The sequence below is a fragment of the Alteromonas pelagimontana genome (genome assembly GCF_002499975.2).
GTDB classification, from domain to species: Bacteria; Pseudomonadota; Gammaproteobacteria; order Enterobacterales; family Alteromonadaceae; genus Alteromonas; species Alteromonas pelagimontana.
This window is the reverse complement of record NZ_CP052766.1, coordinates 1,795,149-1,819,576: the sequence shown is the minus strand read 5'-3', so window position 1 is coordinate 1,819,576 and position 24,428 is coordinate 1,795,149. Positions and strand designations below refer to the sequence as shown.

At 47.3% G+C, this 24,428-nt stretch carries 19 protein-coding genes; 13 read left to right on the top strand and 6 right to left on the bottom strand.

Annotated features, from left to right (window positions below; all coding sequences use genetic code 11):
- The first annotated feature begins 364 nt into the window (after positions 1–364).
- Positions 365–1,486, top strand: coding sequence for an ISAs1 family transposase (locus CA267_RS08095; protein WP_170669035.1), 1,122 nt, complete (start codon positions 365–367; stop codon positions 1,484–1,486).
- Between the two features lie 206 nt (positions 1,487–1,692).
- Here the strand turns inward: CA267_RS08095 and CA267_RS08090 are convergent, their stop codons facing one another.
- The 5 genes from CA267_RS08090 to CA267_RS08070 form a co-directional block, all read right to left on the bottom strand.
- A complete protein-coding gene (locus tag CA267_RS08090; RefSeq protein ID WP_170669034.1) occupies positions 1,693–2,490 on the bottom strand; it encodes a LytR/AlgR family response regulator transcription factor in 798 nt (265 codons plus the stop codon).
- A gap of 2 nt (positions 2,491–2,492) precedes the next feature.
- Positions 2,493–3,542, bottom strand: coding sequence for a sensor histidine kinase (locus tag CA267_RS08085; RefSeq protein ID WP_170669033.1), 1,050 nt, complete (start codon positions 3,540–3,542; stop codon positions 2,493–2,495).
- 68 nt (positions 3,543–3,610) lie between these two features.
- Positions 3,611–6,151 (bottom strand): glycoside hydrolase family 3 protein, encoded by a 2,541-nt coding sequence (locus CA267_RS08080; RefSeq protein ID WP_075607960.1) that lies wholly within the window; start codon positions 6,149–6,151, stop codon positions 3,611–3,613.
- 71 nt (positions 6,152–6,222) lie between these two features.
- On the bottom strand, positions 6,223–6,999 hold the full coding sequence (locus CA267_RS08075; RefSeq protein ID WP_075607961.1) for a family 16 glycosylhydrolase: 777 nt from the start codon (positions 6,997–6,999) through the stop codon (positions 6,223–6,225).
- 89 nt (positions 7,000–7,088) lie between these two features.
- Positions 7,089–9,782 carry a TonB-dependent receptor gene (locus tag CA267_RS08070; RefSeq protein WP_075607962.1) on the bottom strand — a complete coding sequence of 898 codons (2,694 nt, stop codon included), beginning with the start codon at positions 9,780–9,782 and terminating at the stop codon, positions 7,089–7,091.
- 429 nt (positions 9,783–10,211) lie between these two features.
- On the opposite strand from CA267_RS08070, the gene CA267_RS08065 reads away from it, so the two are divergent.
- The 6 genes from CA267_RS08065 to CA267_RS08040 all read left to right on the top strand — a co-directional run bounded on the left by CA267_RS08065 (position 10,212) and on the right by CA267_RS08040 (position 15,651).
- Positions 10,212–12,596: a TonB-dependent receptor domain-containing protein gene (locus tag CA267_RS08065; protein ID WP_075607963.1), complete on the top strand. Its 2,385-nt coding sequence runs from the start codon at positions 10,212–10,214 to the stop codon at positions 12,594–12,596.
- A 334-nt stretch (positions 12,597–12,930) separates the two neighbouring features.
- Positions 12,931–13,722: a substrate-binding periplasmic protein gene (locus tag CA267_RS08060; RefSeq protein ID WP_075607964.1), complete on the top strand. Its 792-nt coding sequence runs from the start codon at positions 12,931–12,933 to the stop codon at positions 13,720–13,722.
- Positions 13,719–13,946, top strand: a complete 228-nt coding sequence (locus CA267_RS08055; RefSeq protein WP_139316216.1) for a hypothetical protein — start codon at positions 13,719–13,721, stop codon at positions 13,944–13,946. The genes CA267_RS08060 and CA267_RS08055 overlap by 4 nt, the downstream gene beginning before the upstream one ends.
- Entirely contained in the window at positions 13,907–14,362 is a 456-nt protein-coding gene (locus tag CA267_RS08050; RefSeq protein WP_083638251.1) for a CheB methylesterase domain-containing protein, read from the top strand. The genes CA267_RS08055 and CA267_RS08050 overlap by 40 nt, the downstream gene beginning before the upstream one ends.
- Positions 14,359–14,907: a chemotaxis protein CheD gene (locus CA267_RS08045; RefSeq protein ID WP_075607965.1), complete on the top strand. Its 549-nt coding sequence runs from the start codon at positions 14,359–14,361 to the stop codon at positions 14,905–14,907. Before CA267_RS08050 ends, CA267_RS08045 begins: the two co-directional genes overlap by 4 nt.
- Positions 14,908–15,066: 159 nt before the next feature.
- Positions 15,067–15,651 (top strand): outer membrane beta-barrel protein, encoded by a 585-nt coding sequence (locus tag CA267_RS08040; protein WP_075607966.1) that lies wholly within the window; start codon positions 15,067–15,069, stop codon positions 15,649–15,651.
- 72 nt (positions 15,652–15,723) lie between these two features.
- Here CA267_RS08040 and CA267_RS08035 read toward each other — a convergent pair whose 3' ends face one another.
- Positions 15,724–17,628, bottom strand: a complete 1,905-nt coding sequence (locus tag CA267_RS08035) for a M1 family metallopeptidase (RefSeq protein WP_075607967.1) — start codon at positions 17,626–17,628, stop codon at positions 15,724–15,726.
- A gap of 377 nt (positions 17,629–18,005) precedes the next feature.
- Here CA267_RS08035 and CA267_RS08030 point away from each other — a divergent pair, with 377 nt between their 5' ends.
- From CA267_RS08030 to CA267_RS08005, 6 genes are all read left to right on the top strand, one after another.
- Positions 18,006–19,190: a DUF1624 domain-containing protein gene (locus tag CA267_RS08030; RefSeq protein WP_075607968.1), complete on the top strand. Its 1,185-nt coding sequence runs from the start codon at positions 18,006–18,008 to the stop codon at positions 19,188–19,190.
- 120 nt (positions 19,191–19,310) lie between these two features.
- The gene (locus tag CA267_RS08025) at positions 19,311–20,096 is read left to right on the top strand and encodes an AsmA family protein (RefSeq protein WP_075607969.1); all 786 of its coding nucleotides are present in this window, start codon (positions 19,311–19,313) and stop codon (positions 20,094–20,096) included.
- A gap of 326 nt (positions 20,097–20,422) precedes the next feature.
- Positions 20,423–21,568 carry an alpha-hydroxy acid oxidase gene (locus CA267_RS08020; protein ID WP_075607970.1) on the top strand — a complete coding sequence of 382 codons (1,146 nt, stop codon included), beginning with the start codon at positions 20,423–20,425 and terminating at the stop codon, positions 21,566–21,568.
- Positions 21,569–21,890: 322 nt separating this feature from the next.
- The gene (locus CA267_RS08015) at positions 21,891–22,187 is read left to right on the top strand and encodes a YkgJ family cysteine cluster protein (RefSeq protein WP_083638254.1); all 297 of its coding nucleotides are present in this window, start codon (positions 21,891–21,893) and stop codon (positions 22,185–22,187) included.
- A 125-nt stretch (positions 22,188–22,312) separates the two neighbouring features.
- Entirely contained in the window at positions 22,313–22,519 is a 207-nt protein-coding gene (locus CA267_RS08010; protein WP_075607972.1) for a cold-shock protein, read from the top strand.
- Between the two features lie 584 nt (positions 22,520–23,103).
- Complete coding sequence (locus CA267_RS08005; protein ID WP_075607973.1) at positions 23,104–24,387, top strand: OmpP1/FadL family transporter; 1,284 nt, start codon at positions 23,104–23,106, stop codon at positions 24,385–24,387.
- The last annotated feature ends 41 nt before the right edge of the window (positions 24,388–24,428 follow it).

Here is a 24,428-nt window from a genome sequence, read left to right as displayed (position 1 = left end):
GCTGTTATGTTACTAATCAAAATCGAAAGCCACTATAAAATTTCTCAAAGCGTAACAGCGGCGGATGGTAATGTTTAGCACCTGCAGGACGTTCCTACTTCTTAATCGAGTTCTCCTGGCGAGCAGCCAAACCAGTAAAAAACTGAGGCGTGCAGGGCACTTACCACAGAATTGTTGAATGACCGGGTAATAGTGCTATCGCCGAGCGCTGAAAAAAACATTATAACAAGCTGATTTCAGCCCCCCGGCGGATAAAGCAGGGCAAGATCACGAACATAAATTAACCAGCTGATTTAGCAGATAAAATTATAACTGGACGAGTTATAGTGTCTGTGATCTTATACTCTCTTTTGCGGAGAGAGTCATGGAAACAGGTGCATTTGAGCAGTTTTTTGGGGAATTAGAAGATCCTCGCCAGTCGGCCAAGGTAGCGCATTTATTTACTGATATTCTATTCCTGGTGGTATGTGCATCCATTGCCGGAGCCAAGGGATGGGAAGATATCGAAGACTTTGGTGACTTGCATTGTAATTGGTTCACAGGCAAAGGATTATTCAAGAATGGCTTGCCAGTCCATGACACCATCGCTCGTGTGGTATCGCGAATAGATAGTGAGCAGTTCCAGCGTTGCTTTATTGGCTGGATGCAGTCAGTGGCAGAGCTATCCGAGGGACAGCTAATTGCTATTGATGGTAAACGTCTTTGCGGGTCTTACAACCGTGACGAGAGGCAATCAGCGATTCACATGGTGAATGCCTTTGCATCAGAAAATAACATGGTGTTGGGACAGATAAAAACGCAGAGTAAATCGAATGAAATAACAGCTATTCCGGCTTTACTTAGCCTGCTGGACATAAGAGGTTGTTTGATATCGATTGATGCAATGGGCTGTCAAACCGACATTGCAGGACAGATTATCGATAGCGGTGGTGATTATTTGCTGGCGCTAAAAGGGAATCAAAAAGAGCTTCATGATGCCGTACGCTATGCACTTACCGGTGTTGTTAATGAGGAAGTGATTTGCTTAGAAAAGAGTCACGGCCGCAAAGAAGCCAGAGCTTATCATGTTATGGAAGCCGCTACGTTAGCGGATACTTTCCCTGAATGGAAAGGTCTGAAAAGTATTGGCGTTGCGCTGGGCTATCGGCAGACGAAAAGTGGTAAAGAGTCGCTTGAGTATCGATACTACATCAGCTCAGCCACGTTAACGAAAGCCCGCTTTGCCAAGGAGGTACGCAGTCACTGGGCTGTTGAAAATAGCCTCCACTGGGTTCTTGATGTGTCAATGAAGGAAGACCAATGCCGGATATATCGAGGAAATGCCGCTGAGGTATTGTCTGGGGCGAGGAAGATTGCATTGAACATGCTGCGCGCAGAAACGAGCAGAAAAGTTAGTATTCCGCGTAAGCAAAAGCGGGCGCATGGCAGCACTGATTATCTGGAACAGGTGTTAGCAGCGGGCTTGACCACATTGGATGATATTTAAGCATTCATGCTCTTGCTCTGATTCTTCCTCTGTTTTTGATTCGGATAAAGAACGCGCGGTGCAATATTCCAGCGTAAAAGGGTTTATTGATAAGCCCCTTGAACTAAAAGATCTTGAAATGATTTCGAAGGATTACTTTTAACCGCTCTCAGGATGTTAATGGGCAGAGCGTGATGGACCTCAGCTCGCTAAATAAGTGCGACAACTCAACCCATTAGCCTGGCTTTAAGGTTGCGGCTATAAGTGCGGCTTACCTTAAGAGACTTGCCATTATTCAAAATAGCAAAGTATTCAGAGTTTCGTAACGGTTCCAGCTGTCGGATGTGATTAAGGTTAACAATTGTGGATTTGTGAATACGCACAAAGTCGTCTGGAAGCCGCTCTTTCACCAAACTCTTCATTCTGGCGCGCATTACGTAAGTTTCATCCCTGGTGTGCACACACATATAGTCACCGGCCGCGTCTATCCAGATAATGTGATTATAGGGCACTAGTTGAACCGGGTTCTTTCCGTCCTGAATAACTAATTTTTCCTGTTCAAGCCGGTATTGGGGTGCAGCTTTAGCAAGCTTGTTGGGGAATTCGGTTTGTACCAGTTCGTCCCGTACTTCCATCATCTGGTGTTTCTGCACCGGGTTTTTCTGGTTTTCCATCACCCGTGCCAGAGCTTCTGACAGTCTTTCAGTTTTAACCGGTTTGAGTAAGTAATCTATGGCTCTTACTTCAAATGCTTTCACCGCATGTTGATGAAATGCGGTAATAAAGATGATTGCAGGACACCGTTCCGGCTGCAGTTGTTTGATGAGATCAAAGCCTGTCTTCCCCGGCATTTCAATATCCAGAAAAATAAGGTCCGGGGGCTCGCGATTTATTATGTCAATAGCTTCATCTACGCTGGTAGCGTGGCCAATAATATCAATTTCGGCAAAGGCATCAAGTCGGATGGCCAGGCCTTCTATGGCACTCAGTTCATCATCAACTAACAGGGTTTTCAGTTGCATCATCTTTACTCCGCTGCTTCAACCGGCAGTGAAATTTTCACCCAGGCTCCACCTTCTGGTTGGTTACCGATTTCGAAGTGGCTGTTAGTGGGGTAAATCAGGTTTAGCCGTTCTTCGCAATTCTTAAGGCCAATCCCTTTCTGGCCGCTAGCAGTATCTGAGAATCCCTTACCTGTGTCTGAAATCATGATGATCAACTTATTGGAAACCCGTTGGAAATGAACCCTGATAATCATACTTTGTTGTGATCCCATACCGTGTTTAAGGGCGTTTTCCGCTAATGGCTGAATAAGCAGGGAGGGCATCCGCAGGTTATCACACTCTCTGTCCGCGGTGATATCCACGGTGAGTCTGTCGCGAAAACGACACTGCTCTATGTCAAAATAGGTTTTAAGAATCGTGACTTCTTCTCTAACCGTTATTTTTGCCAGCGGGTCGGTGTACAGACTGTAGCGTAACAGGTCGCAAAGCTTTTCCAGCATGGAGACTGCCTGCGTATTATCCTGTTTAAGGATAAGGGTACAGATGGCGTTAATGCTGTTAAACATAAAATGGGGGTTTAGCTGGTAACGCAGCATTTTCAGTTGCACTTCCTTGGCCAGATGAGTGGCTTCAACGGCTTTCTGCCGTTGCTCTACATTATCCAAATAGATATTAATCCCGTAGTAGCCTGCGGTCCAGGTTGCCAGCATGGTTAACGATGCTGACGTCCAGGTACCAAAATCGAACCAGGTCATGGACTGCCACAGATTACCGTACAGCCACTGCAGGGTAAGCCACTTAAACTGGGTCCAGCATACGCCTGCAATAAGCAAATAAACAATATGCAGGGTAACGCTGACACTGGCTTGCTGGCGTCGTGCCCACAGGTAGAGCTTTCGTAACAACAATGTGATGCAAAAGCCGCTGGCGGTATCCAGAAGCAGGTGGGGAAGGTGCACAGCCCAGGGCTCTTCACCTGGGATCTTTATCATGATTTCGGTGAGTATCGCATAAACTAACCATCCACCGCATTGGCATAACCAGAATAGCTGACTTCGTGTCTCCAACTTCATCACAGAAATACTCGTTTTGTGCAAGAAGATAATCGGGCAGCTGAGCTTACCCGATTATACCGTTTTTTTTAATCACCACAGGTGAAGGTGGCAGCATCACTTGCAATGGAGTTTACTATGGCGATATCAGCTAACGCCACGCTAAACGGCTTTTCGGCTGAAATGCGCAGGGCATCAGATATGGGTTCTGGTGATGCCGGAGTTGTCGCACAATTCAGCGGGATGGCCACGTTTTGCCACTCTCCGGGGGAAAGGGAAGCGGCTAAAGCGGCTGTGGATACGGAATTAAGGCAGGACGAGGCGCTACACATTATTTTGATAGTGGCGTCTGGTGCTGGTTTTAACTCATCTATCCGCACCCGCATCTGCAGAAACTTATTTTTACGTTCGGCAGCAGGTTTAGCTGAGGAGGAATAACTCAGCGCCACTGCGGCAGGTTTTCCATTGGGGGCCCATACAAATTTGCGGCCATCTTCCTGATACGCCAGATTCACCGATTGCATAGACAAACTTTCTCCGTCGCCACTTACGCCAGATGAACTCACTGCAAATTCCTTTTCGCCGGTAGGATCAACGAGCTTCCAGACCAGTCCTTCCGACAAGTTTCTGACAAAAAGCGGTTTTGCCTGGTCATCATTTAGTTTTGGCTCCGGGCTGGTGTTTTCCTGTAATTTACCCACTGTCACATCGTCTTGATAAGTGAGCCCATAGCCGTAGGCAAATAATGGGTCGTAGGGTTTATCGCCGTTATTTAAAGTGAACTGATCATCATACTTGGGCCAGGAAAAGCTGAGCTTGCCGGTGAAATCGTACTGAATATTGTCCTGTTCGTCAGTGAGCAGCACGTCAGCAACCCCTTGTCCTTCCGAACCGGGAAGCCATGCAGCAACAAAAGCGTCTGACGCATTAAGCTCCTTGTTCACCCATAGAGGGCGGCCGCTGATGAATACCGTCACTACCGGAATATTCTCTTTTTTAAGGCGTCTGAGTAGCTGCAGATCCTGTTTATCGCCGTACTGATATTCAAGACGCTGGATATCGCCGAACCATTCCGCATAAGGAGCTTCCCCTATGACCACAATGGCCACATCAGGTTTTTCTGAATAGCGCCCATCTTCGCTTAATTCAACGGTTCCGCCTGCCGCTGTTATCTGTTCGCGAAGACCGGCAAAAACCGAAGTGGCGTTGGGAAAGTCCTCATTGGTGTTGTCTGTTCCCTGCCATGAAACACTCCAGCCGCCAGCTTGCTTGGCAATATCGTTAGCAGCATCTCCTGCCACTAACACGTTGCTTTTGGGTGAAATGGGTAATACACCGCCATTATTTTTCAGCATCACCAGCGATTTTCTTACCGCCTCTCTGGCCAGTTCTTTGTGCTGTGACGCGTTTAACCATTCAGGATGGGTAGACTCCGGCCGGCTGGAGGGTTTACCCCGGGACAAAACGCCCCAGCGAATTTTTGCTCGTAAGAATCGTCTCACCGCATCATCAATTCGCGATACCGGGATCACGCCCTCTTTTACCTGTTTAACAGTATTGTGATAAAACGCTTCGAAGTGCTCCGGAACCATTAATACATCGACTCCGGCGTTAATTGCCCCGGCGCATTGTTCCAAATCGCAGCCTTCGACGAACTTATGGGCGTTCCAGTCACTCACCACAAAACCATCAAACCCCATTTGGTCTTTAAGCACATCGGTGAGCAGATATTTATGACCATGCACCCGTTTCCCATTCCAACTGTTAAACGACGCCATAACCGACTGGACCCCCGCTTCAATCGCCGAAAAATAACCCGCTGCATGAATATCTCTCAAGGTCTTCTCGTCAATAACGGTATTGCCACGATCAATGCCATTTTGCGTGCCGCCGTCGCCGATGAAATGCTTTGCGGTAGCGATGCGATGAGAATTCCGTAAGAAGTCCTCATCCTTATGTCCCTGGATACCCGCTACCATCTTGCCAGCGTACGAGGCCACCACGGCCGGGTCCTCCGAATAGCTTTCGTAGGTTCGGCCCCAGCGGTCGTCCTGAACCACGGCTACCGTGGGCGCGAAACTCCACTCGATTCCTGTGGCCGATACTTCTTTCGCTGTGGCTTCGCCGATTTTTTCAATTAATAGGGGATCACGGGCGGCGCCTAAACCTATATTATGAGGAAAAAGTGTCGCGCCGAATACGTTGCTATGACCATGCATGGCATCTGTTCCCCAGATTGTTGGAATGCTACTGCCGTCCAGCGAGGCATCTACAGATGCTATATACATCTCATCGGCGTACTTTAGCCAGGTTTGCGGATCAGCTTGTTTATTGCCATAAGGCGCTGAATTGCCACCGTTCAGGTAGGAGCCAAAGCCGTAAGTACGCATTTGTTCCACCGTCAGAAAGCCAATTTCCGGCTGGATCATCTGCGCTACTTTTTGTTCTAACGTCATGGTCGACATTAAATCGTCTATTTGCTTTTCAACTTTTGCGTCCCGCTCTAAACGCGGGCCGGATACCGACCAGTCAACAGTATCTCCATCAGAATTGGCCGCTGCTAAAGGTGAGATAGTGAAAGCTAAAACAGCAGCGCCAATGAGCTCAGGTGAGCGCAATTTTTGAAACATTTTTGAATCCTTACATAGTAAAACGGCGATACCAACGTACCGCCGAATGAAGCAACAGTTACCAGAATTGGTTAGTGTGGAATGTACTCAATGAAATCATAATAGGCCCAGGCCGTTTCACCGTAGTATTGGCCGGGGAAATAGAAGCCTTCCTGAGAATTATCGCCGTGCCAGTGGTTTATCATCAGCTTGGTATCATCAACGGGCCATGCATAGGCAGGAATTTCATCTGCAGCCAGGTAACCATCACCGTTATCCTTGTAAAGGGTTCTTAAGGTTTGTTCATTTCCCTGGGCATCATAAGCAAACCAGCGGATTTGTGATGGCGTCCAGTCAAACCCAACGGTCACCAGATCCTGTTGAATATTAAGACCATACAGCCCCAGATCGATATCCATTTCCCAGCTTTCGTAGGTTCCTCCCTGGGGCTGATAAATCACGTTAGTATGGATGACATTGCCGAGGGTAGGAAGAAATTCGATATCGATTTCCTGCCAGGCTCTTCCCGGCGCGTCCCACCAGGAAGTGTAGGTAAAGATGGATGACACCGTGCCCGGAGTGTTCCCTGTTTTTAGTGATCCCTGCACCTTGCCATAGCTATAAGCGGCTTTACTTTGCAGCTCCGCGCATCGCCCTTCACTCACTGCCAGGGTAACGCCGTGGGAACTCGGAGATATCTGGCCTGGCTCAAAGCTACAACCAAAGGGGGAACCATTAGCGCCGGTTCGGGCCGTCCAAACCGCGGTGTCAAAACCCCAGGTGAAATTATCTTTAAAATAATCTGCCTGCGCATTTGACATCATTGTAAGACCTGACAGCAGGGCGAATGAAGAGACGAACTTATGCATGAAGGTTTCCTTTTTTGCGGGTGTGTGAAAAGAAAGTGTCACCGCAACCTACAAGGTTGCGGTGAACACAACGATTCAGATTAGTCTCCTTAGAAGTTAACGCCTACTCTTACGCCGTAATAGCGGGGCATGCCGAAACTACCTTTTGAAAAGCCTTTGCTGGTATTGTTCCAGTACTGTACAAGTTCATCAGTGGCATTATTAACAAACACCTCTGCATACCACTGCTGATCCTGAGGCTCATATTTGAGCGAGGCACTCAGCACAGCGAAAGCGTCGCGGGTGTCATCGATATAGTGGGTGGCCTCATCCGGCACGGCAAACTCCATGTCGTCAAGATGCTTGTTCAGGTTCCACAAGGTGGAATAGGAACTGTCTTTCCAGTTTGCATTGAACCAGCCGTGAATGTAGCCGTACTCGCCTAAATTGAAGCTATGGGTGTAACTAATATTGGCGGTAAATTCAGGAGTCATGGCAAGGTCATTACCCCTGAGATTAGTGGTCAGTAAGTCATTTTCCGGGTCAATGGATTCTTCATAGGAAATATCAAAAAGGTACTCAGCGTCATAATCCCATTTGGTGATCCAGTCTTCTGTTATCCGGGCATCTGTCCAGGTAACGTAGCCGGTAACACGGCCAGCAGGGTAGGGTTTCCAGTCGAATTCAAGCTCAATGCCCTTAATGGTAGCGCCTGGTACGTTTTGCGTGTAGTAGGCAATAACAGGCTGATTTTGGTAATCAAGCACGGGGTCGCCGTTTTCATCCAGTATTGGTGTGCCTTGTTCATCTTCAACAACAGAGAGTCGTTCCACGTTTCCAATTGAACCTACCGACGCGTACTGCATATCGGTGTAATCGGTGTAGAAAAATACCGCCTGTAAATTTAACGAGTTGTCGAAGTAACTGGATTTGGCCCCCACTTCCCACGTCAGCACTTCTTCGGGATCAAATTGGGTCTCAAAGCGGGATACTTCTCCTGTTCTGTCGTTTACCACCTGAAACACGTCCCCGATACCACCTGCTTTAAACCCGGAGGCCAGATAGGTATAAATCATGGCGTCCTGGTTTACATCATAATCCAGCCCAACCCGGAAATCGTGGTGAGTCCAGCTGCCTTTGTTATCGTTAGCAAAATAAGACGCATAAATAGAGGGATCTTCGAAGTAATCCGCCGGTAAGTCATTTAAGGTGGTACGGTTTAACCAACCAGGGGCGCAACCATCCGCATTGGAGCAGCGATAGGTACGTCCGCCTTTGTCCTCTTTGGTTTCATCGCTGTAGCGGTAACCGAAGGTAGCATGAAGATCGTCGGTAATATTATAGGTGGCCTGGCCAAACAAGGCGTAGGCGTCGGTGGAGCGATCCGGCTGATCCCAGAATGCTTTGTCGTCCATGGGGTTGTCGTAATAGCCCAGCGTTGAGGTTTTTTCGTGGAAGTAATTTAAACCTGCTATCCAGACGAAATCGCCGTATTCGTCAGATTGTAGCTGAAGCTCGGTGGACCAGGATTCGGCGCCGGTGCCGTCTAAAAAGTATGTCGCGCCGTCCCAGGGGTCGAGCCCTACTTCGCTGTCCTGGGCCGATGCCCGGTCCATATTTTCATACCCCAGTAACCAAACCAGGCTTAGTTCATCGCTTAAATTGTAATTTAAGGTGTTGCGCAGATACGTGATATCAAGCTCAAGTTCCCCGGGAACATTTGCCACTGCCTGATAGGTATTGTCGCTGGGGAAAAAATTAGAACAGTCACCGCCGTATTCTTCAGAACGACCACGCAGCTTGTCACAATTCACCAGGTCCAGGTTGTTGCCACTGTCGTTAACGTACTTCTGAAAAACGGTGTGGTTTGAAAACTTACCGCTTAACGGTTCCCACAGGGTGCTGATCCTGAAAGAGTATTCGTTGGCGTTATTATAAAAATCACTTTTATCGGCGGGTGTTAACGCGCGTATCCGTTGTGCTTCAGGGTCTGTGCCCGCGCCATCAATCCACCAGTTTTCCCGTTGGGTCACTGTATCACCGATGCCCTGGTATGAATCTTCCGATATGACAGGCGCGTTCAGCACATCGTCAGATAAACGACGGGTATCATACTGGTTTGGATCCCAGTATCCTTCCAGATAAGAGTCACGCTCAAGGCCTTTTGCTGCAATTCTCACCGCAAACTCGTCATTAACCGGAATGTTGACAAAACCGCCCACGTTCTTACTGTTGAATTTACCTATTTCAGCGTTTACGTTTGCTGAGTAGCCAGAGAAATTTGGCTTGGCGGAAATGACATTGATGCTGCCCACTGTGGAATTACGGCCAAACAAGGTTCCCTGCGGGCCTCGTAATGCTTCGACCCGGTCCACGTCGTACATCAGCGCCAGCGCTCCCTGCATGCGAGGAGAGTAGACGCCGTCTAAGTGTACGCCCACAGCGGGGTCGCCCAGTTCGGTAATATTGGTTGAGCGTACGCCGCGCATGGAGATTACCGGAGCAGCCTGATCTGTCGCGGTAGAAATGTCCAGACCTGGCACCAGATTGGCAATATCCCTGACATTGTTTACGCCATTTTGCTGAAGTTGAGCCTCACTGATGGCTGAGATTGCCACTGGCGTTTCCATTAATTTTGTTTTTCGTTTGGTTGCCGTAACTGAAATGACTTCCAGAGCATTTTCATTTTGTTCAGTAGCTTGCGCCGGTTCGGCGTTATCAGTAGTAGCGTTAGATTCTTGGCCCAACACGGGCATGGCGAAGGCTAGCGCTATTGCCAGTGTAATAGTATTTAGTTTTTGCATTGCATACCTTCCAAGGTGTGGTTGAAAGTTAAAGAGTGGGAGCACATATTCTTGTGTTTACCATTTTTTAACACTTTAAAGGCTGGCGACGCCTCATTTCCACACCGATGCGGCAAAGCGAGTGCAGGGTAATATAACCCGGTATATTTCTATTTTTTCTCTAACGATTCGCTAACACTTAGCAAAATTTTTTCAGTAGATTCAGGAACAGAAGAGACCGAACGTGAGTGTTTCTTTTTACCTGCTGGTTTTGAAAAGTCTTCTGCGAAGACGGGCGTGAATGCGGGTTAATTGAACTTCCATCAAACGCAAATAGAAACTAGTCTCATTTGCGTTGCTACTTTCCCAGCCTGCTGCTACTATCTTCCCGGCTTAGAAACTGGACCTAGCCACTCTACTGACGGATATTGCATAAAGGAAGATTAACCTGTGAAAAGAACACATACACCAGTTGCAGCAGCGTTTCTTGCTACTCTCCTCCCTGCTGCCGTAATTGCACAAACACAACAAACTCTTGTGCCTAATGGAAATGAAATTGAGCGCATTGTGGTTTCTGCCACTGGGTTTGAGCAGAAACTGGCAGAAGCACCAGCCAGTATTTCCGTAATCACACAGGAAGATTTGCACGCCCGCTCCTTTATTACTTTGCTTGATGCGGTGCAGTTTCAGGAAGGAATCGATATAGGTACTACGCGTGACAAAACGGGGCAGGGGACCGTCAGCATGCGCGGGTTGACTGGCGAGTATACCTTGTTGCTCATTGACGGTATAAGAATGAACAACCACGGCGATATCTATCCTAATAACTTTGGTGGTAACGCCTTCGGCCACGTTCCGCCTGTGGAAGCTATTGAACGTATTGAAGTAATACGAGGTCCCGCTTCCACGTTATATGGTGCTGATGCTTTAGGCGGGGTGATAAACGTGATCACCAGGAAACGTTCGGATGAGTGGATGGGAGCTATTAATTTTGGCCGGAGCCTGGAAACAGATGATCAATATGGCGACGACATCACCACCGACTTTTTTGCCCAGGGGCCGCTAATTAAAGACTTGCTGGCTCTTGGCGTTCGCGGCAGTGTGTATGAACGACAGGCTTCCTCACCTGAATTTGAACCTGCGGTTGATCCTAATGGCGAGCTACATATTCGGGAACTAGGTTTTGGAGCAGGCGGCAAAACCGTTGACAGTGATAGCGAGCAGCTTGGTTTCACGCTCTACTATACCCCCAGTGAGAACCATAGTTTTAAGCTCGACTATGACAACTCCAACCAAAGCTATGACAATACACCCACCTACAATATGGACACGGGGGAAGTTTCTTACCCGCTGGGTACTAAAGACAATATTGACGCACTGTGGCAGGATTCCCGTGGTGTGGTGATGCCCAGGGCAGGTTACGCAGAAGATCAGGAATTTAAACGGGAATGGTGGTCGCTGAGTCATAACGGAGACTGGAATGGCTTTACTTCGATGTTCGCCATTTCTCACGTGGATACGTCTAATGACGGACGTACTCTGCCTCTTTCAGTAGCGGAACGTTTGTTACTACAGCAAATGTATGATGGCACCGGCGACTATACAGGGCTAACCGAAGACGAGCGCAGAGCACTAGCCGAAGATACCTTTTTACCCCGTCCCAAGCGCCCCCTTGAAAGCAGCCAGTATACGATTGATGCACGGTTGGATATTCCTCTCAGTGGTCTTGCAGGCGAGCATAACCTGGTGTTGGGTGGTCAAGTTATAGATGGTGAGCTGAACGACGGTGTGTTTGGCCTCGAAGACAGTCAGGCCGGAGGCGTTCAGGAACAAAAAATGTGGTCGTTATTCGCTGAAGATAACTGGAGCCCGAATGATTATCTGACGATTACAGCTGGTGTGCGCTACGACGAACACGATGTATTTGGCGGCCAGACATCACCACGCCTGTATGCGGTTTACACGATTTCGAATAACTGGACAGTTAAAGGCGGTGTAAGCACAGGGTACAAAACTCCCAATACTACCGATCTTTACGACGGCATTACCGGGTTTGGCGGTCAGGGAACCTCCCCCTTTGCCGGTAACCCGGAGCTTGAGCCAGAGACTAGTGTAAACGGTGAGATTGCCGCTTATTGGAACCATGACGAAGGCCACAGCTTCAATGTTACCTACTTCAACACACGCTTTGACGATAAAATTGCCAGAGGCGATACTGTCTACAGCTGTAACGTAACAGGCGGCGTCAGACCCTGTGTTAACCTGGGAGATTATGATCAGCTGGGTTATACAACCTACAGTCAGCAGATTAATATTGACGAGGTGGATATTCAGGGGGTCGAGGTTGCTGGTCGCTGGCAAATGTCATCTCAGTGGTTCATTACGGCTAACTATACCTGGACCGATAGCGAACAAAAGAGCGGCCCACAGGAAGGTGAGCCTCTAACCAATACTGCAGAACATATGGCAAATATCACCCTGAACTGGGAGTGGACGGACGATTTTAATATGTACCTGCAGTCGCAAATTCGCTCAGATCGGTATCGGGGGTGGGACAGCACGTTGGAGCAGCCGCTATACTATAAAAATTACGAGCTTCTGGTACTAGGTGCGCGATATCGCATTAACGAAAACGTTACGGTAAATGCGCGGGTAAATAACCTTCTGGATGAGGATTTTACTACCTACACCACCGAGTATAATGATTTAAACGGTGACGGTTCTTATGAGTACCTTACCGGACGGGGAGTAGTAAGCGAAGTCGTGTTTCTTGATGACTACAATATCAAAGACAGAGCACGTAACCTGTGGGTAGGGGTGAACGTTCGTTTTTAATTTGAATAAACGGACTTTTGAACAAGGCGCGTACCGTTTCGGTCAAATGTCCGCTTGTGAGCCAAAGCAGCTACTCAGCACGAATCTTTGTAATAGTTGAATAGCAGGTTTGTCTCATCTTTTCGGGAAAAGAGATAATAAAATAAATCTTTAGAAGCCAGTTCATTCGAAACTGGCGCTATATTGAACAAATCTGTTCACAAGAACATGAAGCAAAACGCTATATCTCTGTCGAAAAAACTATGATCACATCTCGTAGTTTTACGGATTTACTGCTGGCTTAATTGTCGTAAAGTGCGCCCATAACGCGATCTTTACCAAGCGGTATCAAACGATGTTTCCCGTCCGCCGACTCATTTACGTCTTTGGGCTCTACCTGATTTTGTCGGTGTTGGGCTGTGCAGACCATCGCCCTAAAACGTTAAAAGTTGGATATCTGGATAATCCGCCTTATGTGTATGTGGATAAACAAGGCGAGGTTCAGGGGCTTTTTCCTGATGTTGCGCGGATAATTGCTAACGCTATGGGGTATTCGACTATTCGTTGGGTATTGCTTTCACCTGAGCATGTAGTGACTGCTCTTCAGCAGGGCAGGGTTGAAGTTGTGGTTGGCGAATCAATTGGCAATAGCCAAGCCACCAAACTGTGCTTTTCTGCGCCGCTTATTGATACTCCCATCAGCTTGTTATGGCGAAAGGAAGGTAGCCGTTACAACCCTTCAATATCGCCGTTCTCCCAGTCATTAACCTTCGCCGTGGTGCGAGGGTCGGTAGGCGAACTGCTGTTGCGTCAGCGGCTGGCTGACTCTCGCGTAGTTGCCGTTGAAGACACCGCTCTTGCATTGCTTGCGCTTCGTCAACGCCGTGCTGATGTGCTGTTACTGCCCCGGCCATCGTTAGATTACGTAATGAAACAATATCCGCAGACTTACGTGTCAGGCGATAGTGCCGAACTTATGGTCTATCCTAACTTAGCCGCTTTCGCTTTTTATCCAGGAAATACGCTTGTGCAGGAATGGAATACGCAACAGTTTGTCAGTCGCGCCAAAATTAAGTATGCGTTGCTAGAGAAAGGATACGTTTCTTTACCGCTGGCTAGGTTCAATGCCGGATGTTTTGTGTCATGACAGCCGCAGATCGACCCGTTGTTAAAGACAGCAAACAAAGCTACGTGCTTATTGCCACTACTATGGTGGTAATTACGTTGGTTTTAGGTGCGGCGCTTCATCTAAGAAAGCAAGCTGCTGAACAGAACACCGCGATGGCTTACGCTATCGACCAGGCTCGCCGGCCATTGCCATTGTGCAGCACATGCCGGAAGGCTTCACTCGTTCATTCGCTAAACGTTTGAATGAACTTTGCCAGTTAAACATTAAGGAAGCTGAGCAGGGAGATTCGCTGCTACGCGGCCATGTGTTAATAGCCCCGGGCAACAAGCACATGCTGATTAAACGTAGCGGTGCCCGCTATTATGTGGAGCTAAGAGACGGGCCGCTGGTGGCCAGACACCGGCCTTCGGTAAACGTGCTTTTTCGCTCGGCGGCACAAATTGCAGGGCGTAATGCCATAGGGGTAATTCTGACCGGAATGGGTGATGATGGTGCAGACGGTATGCTGGAGCTACGCAATGCAGGCGCGCAAACGGTAGGGCAGGATGAAGCCTCTTCAGTTGTTTACGGCATGCCTAAAGAAGCCTTTAAACGTGGCGGCGTGGAAACGCAGTTGCCGCTTCAACGTATTGCCTCTGCGGTGCTTAAATTGTCGTGAGAAAAAGCGACGATTTACGGAAAAGATATCCACGTTGTCCATTGATACTGCATGCTGGAGAAGTTATTTTTGGCTACGGTCAGCGATTACTCAGCACCCTGCTGGGTTCCTGTGTTGCAATTACTTTATGGCATCCGAAAGCCAGAATAGGCGGAATGTGCCATTTTGCATTGCCGTCGCGCCCGCAGGGTCTTGATGCGCCAGAATGTTTATCGGCTGGACGGTATGGCGATGAATGTATTGCCCTTTTTAAAGAACTGGCGTTAAAGCACAACACCCGTATCAGCGATTATCAGGCGAAAATTTTTGGCGGCGGCAATATGCTGACCAGCGTTGCCGAACCCCATCAGGATTTCGCCCGAGTACAACGACAATCCATCGGCGATGCCAACAGCCACCTCGCCTACTCGTTGCTTAGTCAGCACAAGGTGAAGATCCTCGAGGCTGATGTAGGCGAAGCGGGTTACCGCCAGCTTTGGTTCGACCCCAATACAGGCGAAAGCTGGGTAAAATTTGTGGCAGTATCGCCCTCCGGTTTTAGCTAAAGCCCAAAACACAGACGATTCTCCTTTAAAAGAACTCTGCTCATCAAAGATATCCCGATTTTTGCAGAAATTACGTCTTTCTTTTCACCTGTGACTTCTTTATATTTCTGCCGCCATCAATGACTGGTGGTCTATTCGTTTTAATTATAAGGAAGAAAGATGAAACGCACTTTACTTGCAACTTTGATCGCTGGCCTCTCCATGAATGCTTTTGCTGCGGCCCCTAGTTGGGATCTAGTGGAGTTAGGTTATGCGAAAGCGAAACTCGATTTTGGAGCAGAAGAAATCGAGCCGGCAGGTGCGGCTTTTTACGGCTCCAAACTATTGGGCGAAAACGTATTTTTAGCAGCCTCGTATAGCGTGTTAAGTGACGACTTCGATGGTGCTGATTTGGACTTGGATCAAGGTTCCCTCGGTGTTGGTTATCGTTTTAGTGCAACTGCAAGCACAGACGTATTTGCCGCTGTTAGCTACGAATACGTGAAGCTGTCAGCTTCTTATCGAGGGTACAGCTTGAAGGCTGACGACAACGGTTTTGGTGTGACAGTCGGTGTGCGTTCAATGGTTACTGATACATTAGAACTAAGTAGCTCAATTCGTCATATTGAAATAGACAGTGAAGGTGAAACTCAGATTTCCGTAGGCGGCAATTATTTCTTTACCCAGGCATTTGCCGTCGGTGTAAGTTATTCAATAGCTGATGATGAAGACATGATGGGCATCAGCGTTCGTTATAACTTCTGATAAGGTACAGCAAATGCCGCTTCGAAAAGCGGCATTGTTATTTATGTTTTGTAACAAAGCGTGCTTTCACACTTACTTTTTATCTTCTACAAACCCTTCATTCGCCCGAATCGTCAAAGGATGATAACCGGGTTTTGCTTCGGCAAATGCTTTGGCAGCAAACGCTTTGCCTTCTGGTGTCGTTGAGAGCTCGCGGTATAGCGGCTTCACCAGTTTATTGCGGCCGATGTGAACCAGATAGTCGTAAAGGCGATCATAAGCGGGTTCGTATTCGTTTTTAACTGCAATCAGCAACCAGCTATGAGCAATTTCATTGTTTTGACTTTTGGTTAATGCAAACGCGGCGTCCAGCTCATCCAGCTGTTTGGTAGACAACTCTTCTGGCATATTATTAAGAAAATACAGCCATTCGTGGGTTGTCCAATCCTGCGTGTTAATGTCAGCCGCTGGCTTCTTGCCGTTTAGCCACGCCTGTCGCGCGGTATCAACTTTTTCAAATGCATCAGATTCTGGCACAGGGGCGCCTTCGGGAATTCCGGGCGAGAATATCCATTCATGAATTCGTCCTTTATTTAATTTATCCGAATAGTCTTTGAGTAACGTGGCATCTAAATAGTCAATAAACGCGTCGGTGGTAATACTTTGAAAAGCGAAATGATCAAAGTAAGCCATTAGAAATGCATCAAAGTTCTCGCGGCCAATTTTCTGTTCAATTTCCCGTAAAAACAGGGCGCCTTTTTCATAGGGAATATCGGAAAACACGTCATCAGGATTGCGACCGCGCAGATCAATGGCAAGAATCTGATCTTTCTCAGGAAGCGCTTGAATATCTGCTTGCAAGCTCTGGTAGCCCAACACTGCTTCCATACGGTAGCGATCTTGTCCGTACACCATTTCCATAATTCGATAGGTGAGATAAGTGGTAAAGCCTTCGTTTAGCCATAAATCTCGCCAGGTGGCGTTGGTAACGGTATTGCCCGACCAGCTGTGTGCCAGTTCGTGAGCAATCAGCGAGACCAGACTTTTATCACCCGCAATAACCGTTGGCGTAATAAATGATAAACGCGGGTTCTCCATTCCACCAAAGGGGAAAGACGGCGGTAGAATAAGCAGATCGTAACGGTCCCAGCGATAAGGGCCGTAGGTTTTCTCGGTTACCTCTAACATGCTCTCGGTATCAGAAAACTCTTCTGCCGCGGCATCCAGCAGCTCCGGCTCTGCATATACGCCAGTGCGTTCACCCATGGCTTTAAATTTGAGATTGCCGATAGACAACGCGATGAGATACGAAGGGATGGCTTGCGGCATCGTAAATTCGTAGTCGCCATCTCTGGGAGTTTGTGGATCATTGGCTGCACTCATCACCGCCAATAAATTTTCAGGTGTATGAATACGGGCATTGTAAGTAATTCGTACCTGCGGTGAATCCTGCAACGGAATAAAACTGCGCGCATGAATAGCCTGAGCCTGAGTAAACAGGAAAGGATGTTGTTTACCTGCTGTTTGCGCTGGCGTTAACCATTGTACACCGGATGCGGTGGGCGAGGTGGTGTAATCAACGGTCACCGAGGTGGCTTCAGCAGGCAGGTCGATTTCCAGTGCGGCACCCAAATCCGGGTCGGCATCTTTAAGCGTATAACTAACCGCGTCTTCTCCTGCAGTCACGCTGTTGATTGTAAGGTCGCGTGTGTCCAGAACAAGTGTGTCTGCGGATTCTGTCTGCCGGATAAAACCCAGCGTGGCCTGACCTACCAGTTGGTGCTTGTCAAAATCAGCGGTTAGCTCCAGATCAAGGTGCGTCACCTTTACTTCGTCGGGATTAGAAAACGAGTGGTAGTCTGTTCCCGGAACAATGGCTGTAGAAGATGTTGTGGTGACAGGTTTGTCTTCTTTGACTGGCGATGATTCTTGCTGTGCGGGTTCTGAACACGCAAACAGCAAAGGTGCAGTTAAAAACACCCAACCGATATTTTTCATGGTTATCCTACTGTTAATTACCAACTTTGCATAATTGGGGAGCTATCCGTAAGCAGTTTTTCCTGCCATTGCGGCTTACTCAGTGCTGCTACCATAGCAGGAGATAGGTGCGACGAAAATAGACGCTATCAACTTACGTTCGGTTAATTAATGAAATGACGAAGGCCTCCATTCAACATTTACACGCTTCATTCAAACGTCAATCTGGAAATTTTTAGAATTTATAGTACCATGCACTTCTTTTTTACTTGTTATGTTATAACGTTTTTGATTGATGTATCTTTCGTCATGCCCAGGCATTTTCTGACGCAGAAGATAATCGAAGATCTAAGCGGCTAATCCAGATAGAAGCGATAGCAAAGAAATTAGGAAAATTTATGAGTTCGAGTGTGGTGATGGCTGATGTAACGTCATCGGGTGTGGATAAGCAAACGTTGAAAAAGCGCATTGCGAGTATTGATATTCTGCGAGGGGTGGTCATGATCATTATGGTGATGGATCATGTGCGTGAACGGCTATTTTTTCATATGCCTGTCGCCGATCCGATGGATATTGATAACACGGCACCGGCACTTTATTTTTCCCGTTTGGCGGCACACCTTTGTGCTCCGGCTTTTGTTTTTTTAACCGGCCTTTCGGCGTGGCTTTATGCGCAGGGGGCAAACGGCAACTTCCGTTCCCCCACCCAGTTTTTAGTTAAACGCGGGTTGTTTTTGATAGTCCTGGAGCTAACCGTAATTGCCTTTGCCTGGAACGGCGACTTTAATGCGTTATTCCTTCAGGTAATCTGGGCAATTGGTATCAGCATGATTGCGCTAGGGCTGTTAGCAAAACTGCCTTTTCCCGTTGTTGGAGCAGTAGGTTTTCTCATAGTTTTTGGTCATAACTTGCTTACTCCTATTACTTTTCAAGCCGGTGAAACTGGCTTTACACTCTGGAGCATTTTGCATGATCGCAATGTGTTAATGCTGGAGCCGGTGCGAGTTCGGGCTTCCTACCCTGTGTTACCCTGGATAGGCGTAATAGCATTGGGCTATTTTGCTGGTCCGCTTTATGCCAGAACAAAAGATGCTTTTAGCCGCCAAAAAATATTACTGGCGCTGGGAATCGGCTGCTGGGCGCTGCTTCTTTTGCTTCGTGGCTTTAATGTCTATGGCGAAACGCTTCCCTGGGAAGCTCAGCAGAGCGTGTTGCACACTTTAATGTCATTTTTGAACTTTACCAAATATCCGCCTTCTCTTGATTATCTTTTGCTGACATTAGGCATGGTATTTATCTTACTGGCATGGCTGGAGCGTATGTTGGGTAAATTACTTGATGCTATTGAAACCTTTGGCTCTGCGCCCATGTTTTTCTACATTCTGCATCTTTATGTGTTGCTGGTTATATATCAAATTCTGCTTGCGATTTACGGCGCCAACCAAGGAGAGCGATTTGGTGTAGATTCAATTGAATGGGTATGGCTAATTACCGTAATACTGGTGATTGCGCTGTATTTCCCCACCCGGGCGTTTGCTGCATTTAAGCACCGAAGTAAAAACCCGTTGTGGCGCTACCTTTAAGCCCATCAGCCGAAGCTGGTGTTCAGTTACCATTACGTTAGAAAACAAAGTTGTGGTAATCCTGATAAGGTATAAGTTTGTATCAACGTAACATTACATAATGGAATGACGGAGCGGCTAATGAAAAAAGTGTTAATTGCACTGCTAATTATAGTGTTAGTTATCGGCGGCGGAATTTGGTACTTGCTGAGTGGTGCTGACGATTTTATTAAACGGCAAATCGAAGGGCACGGCAGTACTTATCTTGAAACTGAAGTCAGTGTTGCCGGAGTAGAGCTGGCACTGCGTGAAGGCCGCCTTAGCATTGATGAGCTGGAAGTGGAGAACCCTGAAGGATTTAGTGACGAAGATGCATTTAGTTTTGATCAGGTAATACTGGATTTGGGCGCAGCGGTAAAAGAGCCATATGTAGTGCAGAATATACGTATCGATGCGCCGGAAGTGCTTTACGAAGTGAATGCATCTGGCGAAGGCAATTTAATGGTGCTTAAAGACAATCTACAGTCGCACTTATCTTCCGGTAATGCTTCTCAATCAGAAAAATCCAATGATCCCATGCCGTTGTTAATTGTGGAAAATGTCACCGTGACGAATACCCGTTTACGTATTGACTTCGAACAGCTGGACACCGGTGAGCTCAAACTGGATAAAAAGGCATACGATGTCACGCTTCCCACATTCAACGCGGGGCCGGTAGGTAATCCGAATGGGATGCCGGCGGATCAGGTTGGTGCTGCCATTGTTGATGGCATGCTCAACAATTTAATTGCTGAAGCTAAAGCTCAGGCCAAAAAAGTGCTTGAAGAAAAAGCGAAAGAAAAGGCAAAAGAGAAAATTGATGAAGAAAAAGATAAATTGATGGACAAAGCGAGCGAGAAGTTAAAGGGGTTGCTTGATAAGAATTAGTGGCTGTTCTAGCCTTCATTAAATCTCAGCGGTAACAACTTTTCTACTATGGTGATAAGCGAAAAAGCGCGAGCAACGCAGCCATTGCGTTTTCCTCCACCTGGAGCCAGTTAGCTACATCGGAGGCTTGGTATAGGTGAGTAAAGCTGTATTGCTGGGGGATATCGTAAATGTGGCTATCGCAAAAAGCCCGTCAGCGTGACGCCAGCACCACAGGTTCTGGTATTATCTAACTGTAGGCCCGCTTCTGGCGGGCTTAATTTTGTACAATCAATAACGAAAGTCTGTTATTAGTCCCCCGTCACCGACCAACATGAGAAGCACCAATGCGACTGCGCCAATGCCACAATTTTAATGATTTCAGAAAACTCGCCAGCAAACGTTTACCAGGACCGATTTTCAACTATATTGATGGTGGTGCAGACGATGAAGTAACAATGCGGCGCAACTCAGCAGCATTTAATGAATGCGATTTGATTCCCCGGGTGCTAACGGGGGTAAAAGATATTGATTTAAGTGTTGAGGTAATGGGGCAGCAGTTGAAGCTGCCTATCTATTGTTCTCCAACCGCACTACAAAGACTGTTCCACCATCAGGGGGAACACGCAGTGGCGGCGTGCGCCGAAAAATTTGGCACCATGTTTGGAGTCTCTTCGCTGGGTACTGTGAGTATGGAGGAAATTTCCAAACAATATGATACGCCGCAGGTCTACCAGTTTTATTTTCATAAGGACCGGGGGCTAAACCGCGCCATGATGGAACGGGCAAAGGAATCTAACATTGAAGTTATGATGCTGACGGTTGATTCCATTACCGGGGGTAACCGGGAACGGGACCTGCGCACCGGCTTTTCTATTCCTTTTCGCCTGAACGTGGCTGGCTTATGGCAATTTGTCACTAAGCCAATGTGGGGAATTAACTATCTGACGCACGAAAAATTCTCGTTACCCCAGCTAGACGCGCACATTGACATGAAAGGCGGCACCAGCTCTATCGGCGATTATTTTACGCATATGCTGGACCCCACCATGAATTGGAAAGATGTTGAAGAAATGGTGAAATTCTGGGACGGCGAATTTTGTCTTAAAGGCATCATGAGTAAAGAAGACGCACGCAGGGCAGTCGATATTGGCTGTACCGGAATTGTTATTTCCAATCACGGCGGCAGGCAGTTAGATGGCGCGCGTAGCTCGTTTGATCATCTGGCAGAAATTGTTGATGAGGTTGGTGAGGAAATTGACGTATTGTTCGATAGTGGCGTGCAGCGTGGTACTCATGTACTTAAAGCTCTGGCACTAGGTGCCAAGGCGGTGGGCATAGGAAGACTCTATTTATATGCCCTTGCCGCTGCAGGTCAAGCAGGGGTAGAACGCGCTATGACGCTGCTTATAGCGGAAATAGAGCGCGATATGCGCTTGATGGGTTGCAGCAGTATACGGGCGCTAAATAGAGATCATATTCGATTCCGATGAAAAATTAGCTTAGTTATTCGTTCAGTTAGCCGGTGACCCAGTATATATCTGCCAAGCGTAGCCATCGCTCCGCGGTGGCCCGAGCTGCGTCAACGCAGTTAGCTCGCGATAACTGGTAATAAAAGCGTAATTTATTCGCTAAATCTTTAGAAAGCGCTAATATAATCAGAATGATGATTAAAAGCGTATATCTAATCAGACGAGCATCGGTAATAGCTTTAATAGATGTGATAGTGCATCGGCGAGACATGAATGGTACAAAACATCGGGGCCTGACGTGTTATTTTGGCGCCCCGGATGAAGTTTCGTATGAGCTGAATGCATGATGAAAGATGAGATAGAAGTAAGGAGCTTGCCCGAAAGTAATGTATCATGCTCAAACTGCAACGCGAGTTGTTGCCGCTTAGAGGTGATGCTGATTACCGATACAGGCGTTCCTGAACAGTTTGTCGAGTTTGATTCCTGGGGCGGAATGAGAATGGCGCGGCTGGATGATGGCTGGTGCGCAGCTCTGGATCGCTCAAGTATGCGCTGTAGTATTTACGATAAACGGCCGTTGATATGTCGGGAATATGAAATGGGGGGCTATGAATGTCTCTCGGAACGTATGCAGGGTTAAGTATTAAATTAGATTTTGCCCGCGTAAAGTGTCAATATGTTGTTTAAGTAATTCACAACCTGTTTTTGTAATGGTGATAGCGAAAACAGGATTCAATTATTTCACCAAAAACAAATGAGTATAGTATGAGTAAAGGTACAGTAAAGTGGTTCAATGCAGATAAAGGTTTTGGTTTCATTACGCCGGAAGATGGCGGTAAAGACCTTTTCGTTCACCACTCTGAAATTAAAACAGGCGGCGGTTATGCCACGCTGAATGATGGCCAGGCGGTAGAATTTGAAGTTGGTCAAGGCCAGAAAGGTCCATGTGCCAACAATGTGCGCCCTCTGTAGTTACCGCGCATAGTAAAGCATAGTTTTCAGGGCCGAAAAGCGAATAGCTTTTCGGCCTTTTGCTTATTAGCCTCCTTCAACTTTTTTCAATCTCTTCACTTTCAGCGTTTTTCTTCCGGGGTTCCTTCTGTATTGAGCCTTGCATCGGTCCACAGATTGTAAAAAGCGTATATCGTTGTCATCTCCAAATACCGTAAATAACTCCGTATACCATTATTTAAGCGCGTTTTTGTGAATCTGGCGGCGGAACCCTCACTAATGCGGGCTGGTACCTTTTAAGACAACGCGGAAGTTCCTGTCCCGTTGCTCTCGCGCCTCAACCTCTTCATTAACTTGAAAAAATCAGCATGATCAGCTGGTCTGATGTGCTTAAAAAACCCGCTGATATGCGGTGAATAAACGTTAAAAGAAGGTAAAAATTAATTAAATATCGTTAAGGTGTATTGCACATAATCCCTCTCGTCACGTAACATGCGGCCCTAGATTCGCTATCAATCTCATTGCGAATGGGTGGACTCTTATTACCATTCTTGCGATTTCAGATTAGCATTCTTTGATTTTTGTTTTCTAGCAACGAGTAATTTATGAATAAAATTAAGTTTCTACCTGCTTGCCTATGCCTCACGTTGTCTACAGCGGTATCCCATCAAGCTATGGCTGCGGGTTTTCAAGTTAATGAACATAGTGCGAACGGTTTAGGTCGCGCCTTTGCTGGCCAAGCGGCAATGCCTGAAAATGCTTCGGTTCTGGCAACCAACCCTGCTGCTATTACTGTCTTTGACGCGCCCTCATTCAGTGCTGGCATTAACTATATCGATCCTAACGTGGACATCGATGGTGAACTGGTTTCTACGCTTGGTGGAACCAGTATTCCTATGTCGGCAAATGAAAATGACATTGCGGATAGCGCAGTTATTCCCTCATTTTTTTATGCTCAGCCTATCAATGAAAAAGTATCTGTGGGTTTAGGAATTTTCTCAAGCTATGGCCTGTCTACAGACTACAGCGATGACTTCAATGCCCTGCATTTTGCTGATAATGCCGAAATTACTACAATAACCATGAATCCAACCGTGGCTTACAAGGTAACGGACACAATAAGCTTAGGCCTGGGTCTGAGCGTTACCTATGCAGATGCGGAAATCGGTACGTCTACACCTAAAGCCGTTGCTGCTCTGACTCAAGGTGCAATTCCCGCTAATGCTACCATTGTCAATCTGCAAGGTGATGATTTGGGCTATGGCTGGAATGTTGGCGCCTTTTGGCAAGCCACTTCTACTACGAACGTCGCGTTAAGCTATCGCGCTGAAACCGAACTGAATCTTTCTGGCGAAATTAACTCTGATCTAGAGCCGACTTATAATCAAGGCGGTAAACTGGCGTTAAACCTGGCTTCTATTACAGAGTTAGCGGTAAACCAGATTATCAACGACCAATGGTCGGTACAAGCAAGCGTTAACTTCACTGACTGGAGCACCTTCGACAAATTGGAAGCCAACTTGGCCGATGGCACTGACTTGTTGCTTAAACAGGAAGACTTCGAAGATACCTGGCGCGCGAGTATTGGTGCCACCTATCAATATAATGATCAAATCACGTTACGTGCGGGCTATGCGTACGATGATGGCGCAGTGTCTTATGCTCATCGATCGCTTAGCATTCCGGATACCGACAGACAGTGGTTCACTGTAGGTGCTACTTATGCGGTCACTGCATCAACCAGTGTAGACTTTGGCTACGCTTATTTGAAAGGCCGTGAAGCGAACGTAAACCAACAACGTGGGCTTGGTCCGATTGTGAGCAACTTAACTGCGACTGAAAACGCCAGTGCAAATATTCTAAGTGTTCAGGTAAATACTCAGTTCTAAGAATAAAGCGTTAATATTCAGCGCCTGAATTTTCAGGCGCT

Excerpts from the sequence above, each read along its gene's own strand:
- CA267_RS08095 (WP_170669035.1), top strand. The coding sequence starts at position 365 with ATGGAAACAGGTGCATTTGAGCAGTTTTTTGGGGAATTAGAAGATCCT.
- CA267_RS08090 (WP_170669034.1), bottom strand. The coding sequence starts at position 2,490 with ATGATGCAACTGAAAACCCTGTTAGTTGATGATGAACTGAGTGCCATA.
- CA267_RS08085 (WP_170669033.1), bottom strand. The coding sequence starts at position 3,542 with ATGAAGTTGGAGACACGAAGTCAGCTATTCTGGTTATGCCAATGCGGT.
- CA267_RS08080 (WP_075607960.1), bottom strand. The coding sequence starts at position 6,151 with ATGTTTCAAAAATTGCGCTCACCTGAGCTCATTGGCGCTGCTGTTTTA.
- CA267_RS08075 (WP_075607961.1), bottom strand. The coding sequence starts at position 6,999 with ATGCATAAGTTCGTCTCTTCATTCGCCCTGCTGTCAGGTCTTACAATG.
- CA267_RS08070 (WP_075607962.1), bottom strand. The coding sequence starts at position 9,782 with ATGCAAAAACTAAATACTATTACACTGGCAATAGCGCTAGCCTTCGCC.
- CA267_RS08060 (WP_075607964.1), top strand. The coding sequence starts at position 12,931 with ATGTTTCCCGTCCGCCGACTCATTTACGTCTTTGGGCTCTACCTGATT.
- CA267_RS08055 (WP_139316216.1), top strand. The coding sequence starts at position 13,719 with ATGACAGCCGCAGATCGACCCGTTGTTAAAGACAGCAAACAAAGCTAC.
- CA267_RS08050 (WP_083638251.1), top strand. The coding sequence starts at position 13,907 with ATGCCGGAAGGCTTCACTCGTTCATTCGCTAAACGTTTGAATGAACTT.
- CA267_RS08040 (WP_075607966.1), top strand. The coding sequence starts at position 15,067 with ATGAAACGCACTTTACTTGCAACTTTGATCGCTGGCCTCTCCATGAAT.
- CA267_RS08035 (WP_075607967.1), bottom strand. The coding sequence starts at position 17,628 with ATGAAAAATATCGGTTGGGTGTTTTTAACTGCACCTTTGCTGTTTGCG.
- CA267_RS08030 (WP_075607968.1), top strand. The coding sequence starts at position 18,006 with ATGAGTTCGAGTGTGGTGATGGCTGATGTAACGTCATCGGGTGTGGAT.
- CA267_RS08025 (WP_075607969.1), top strand. The coding sequence starts at position 19,311 with ATGAAAAAAGTGTTAATTGCACTGCTAATTATAGTGTTAGTTATCGGC.
- CA267_RS08020 (WP_075607970.1), top strand. The coding sequence starts at position 20,423 with ATGCGACTGCGCCAATGCCACAATTTTAATGATTTCAGAAAACTCGCC.
- CA267_RS08015 (WP_083638254.1), top strand. The coding sequence starts at position 21,891 with ATGATGAAAGATGAGATAGAAGTAAGGAGCTTGCCCGAAAGTAATGTA.
- CA267_RS08010 (WP_075607972.1), top strand. The coding sequence starts at position 22,313 with ATGAGTAAAGGTACAGTAAAGTGGTTCAATGCAGATAAAGGTTTTGGT.
- CA267_RS08005 (WP_075607973.1), top strand. The coding sequence starts at position 23,104 with ATGAATAAAATTAAGTTTCTACCTGCTTGCCTATGCCTCACGTTGTCT.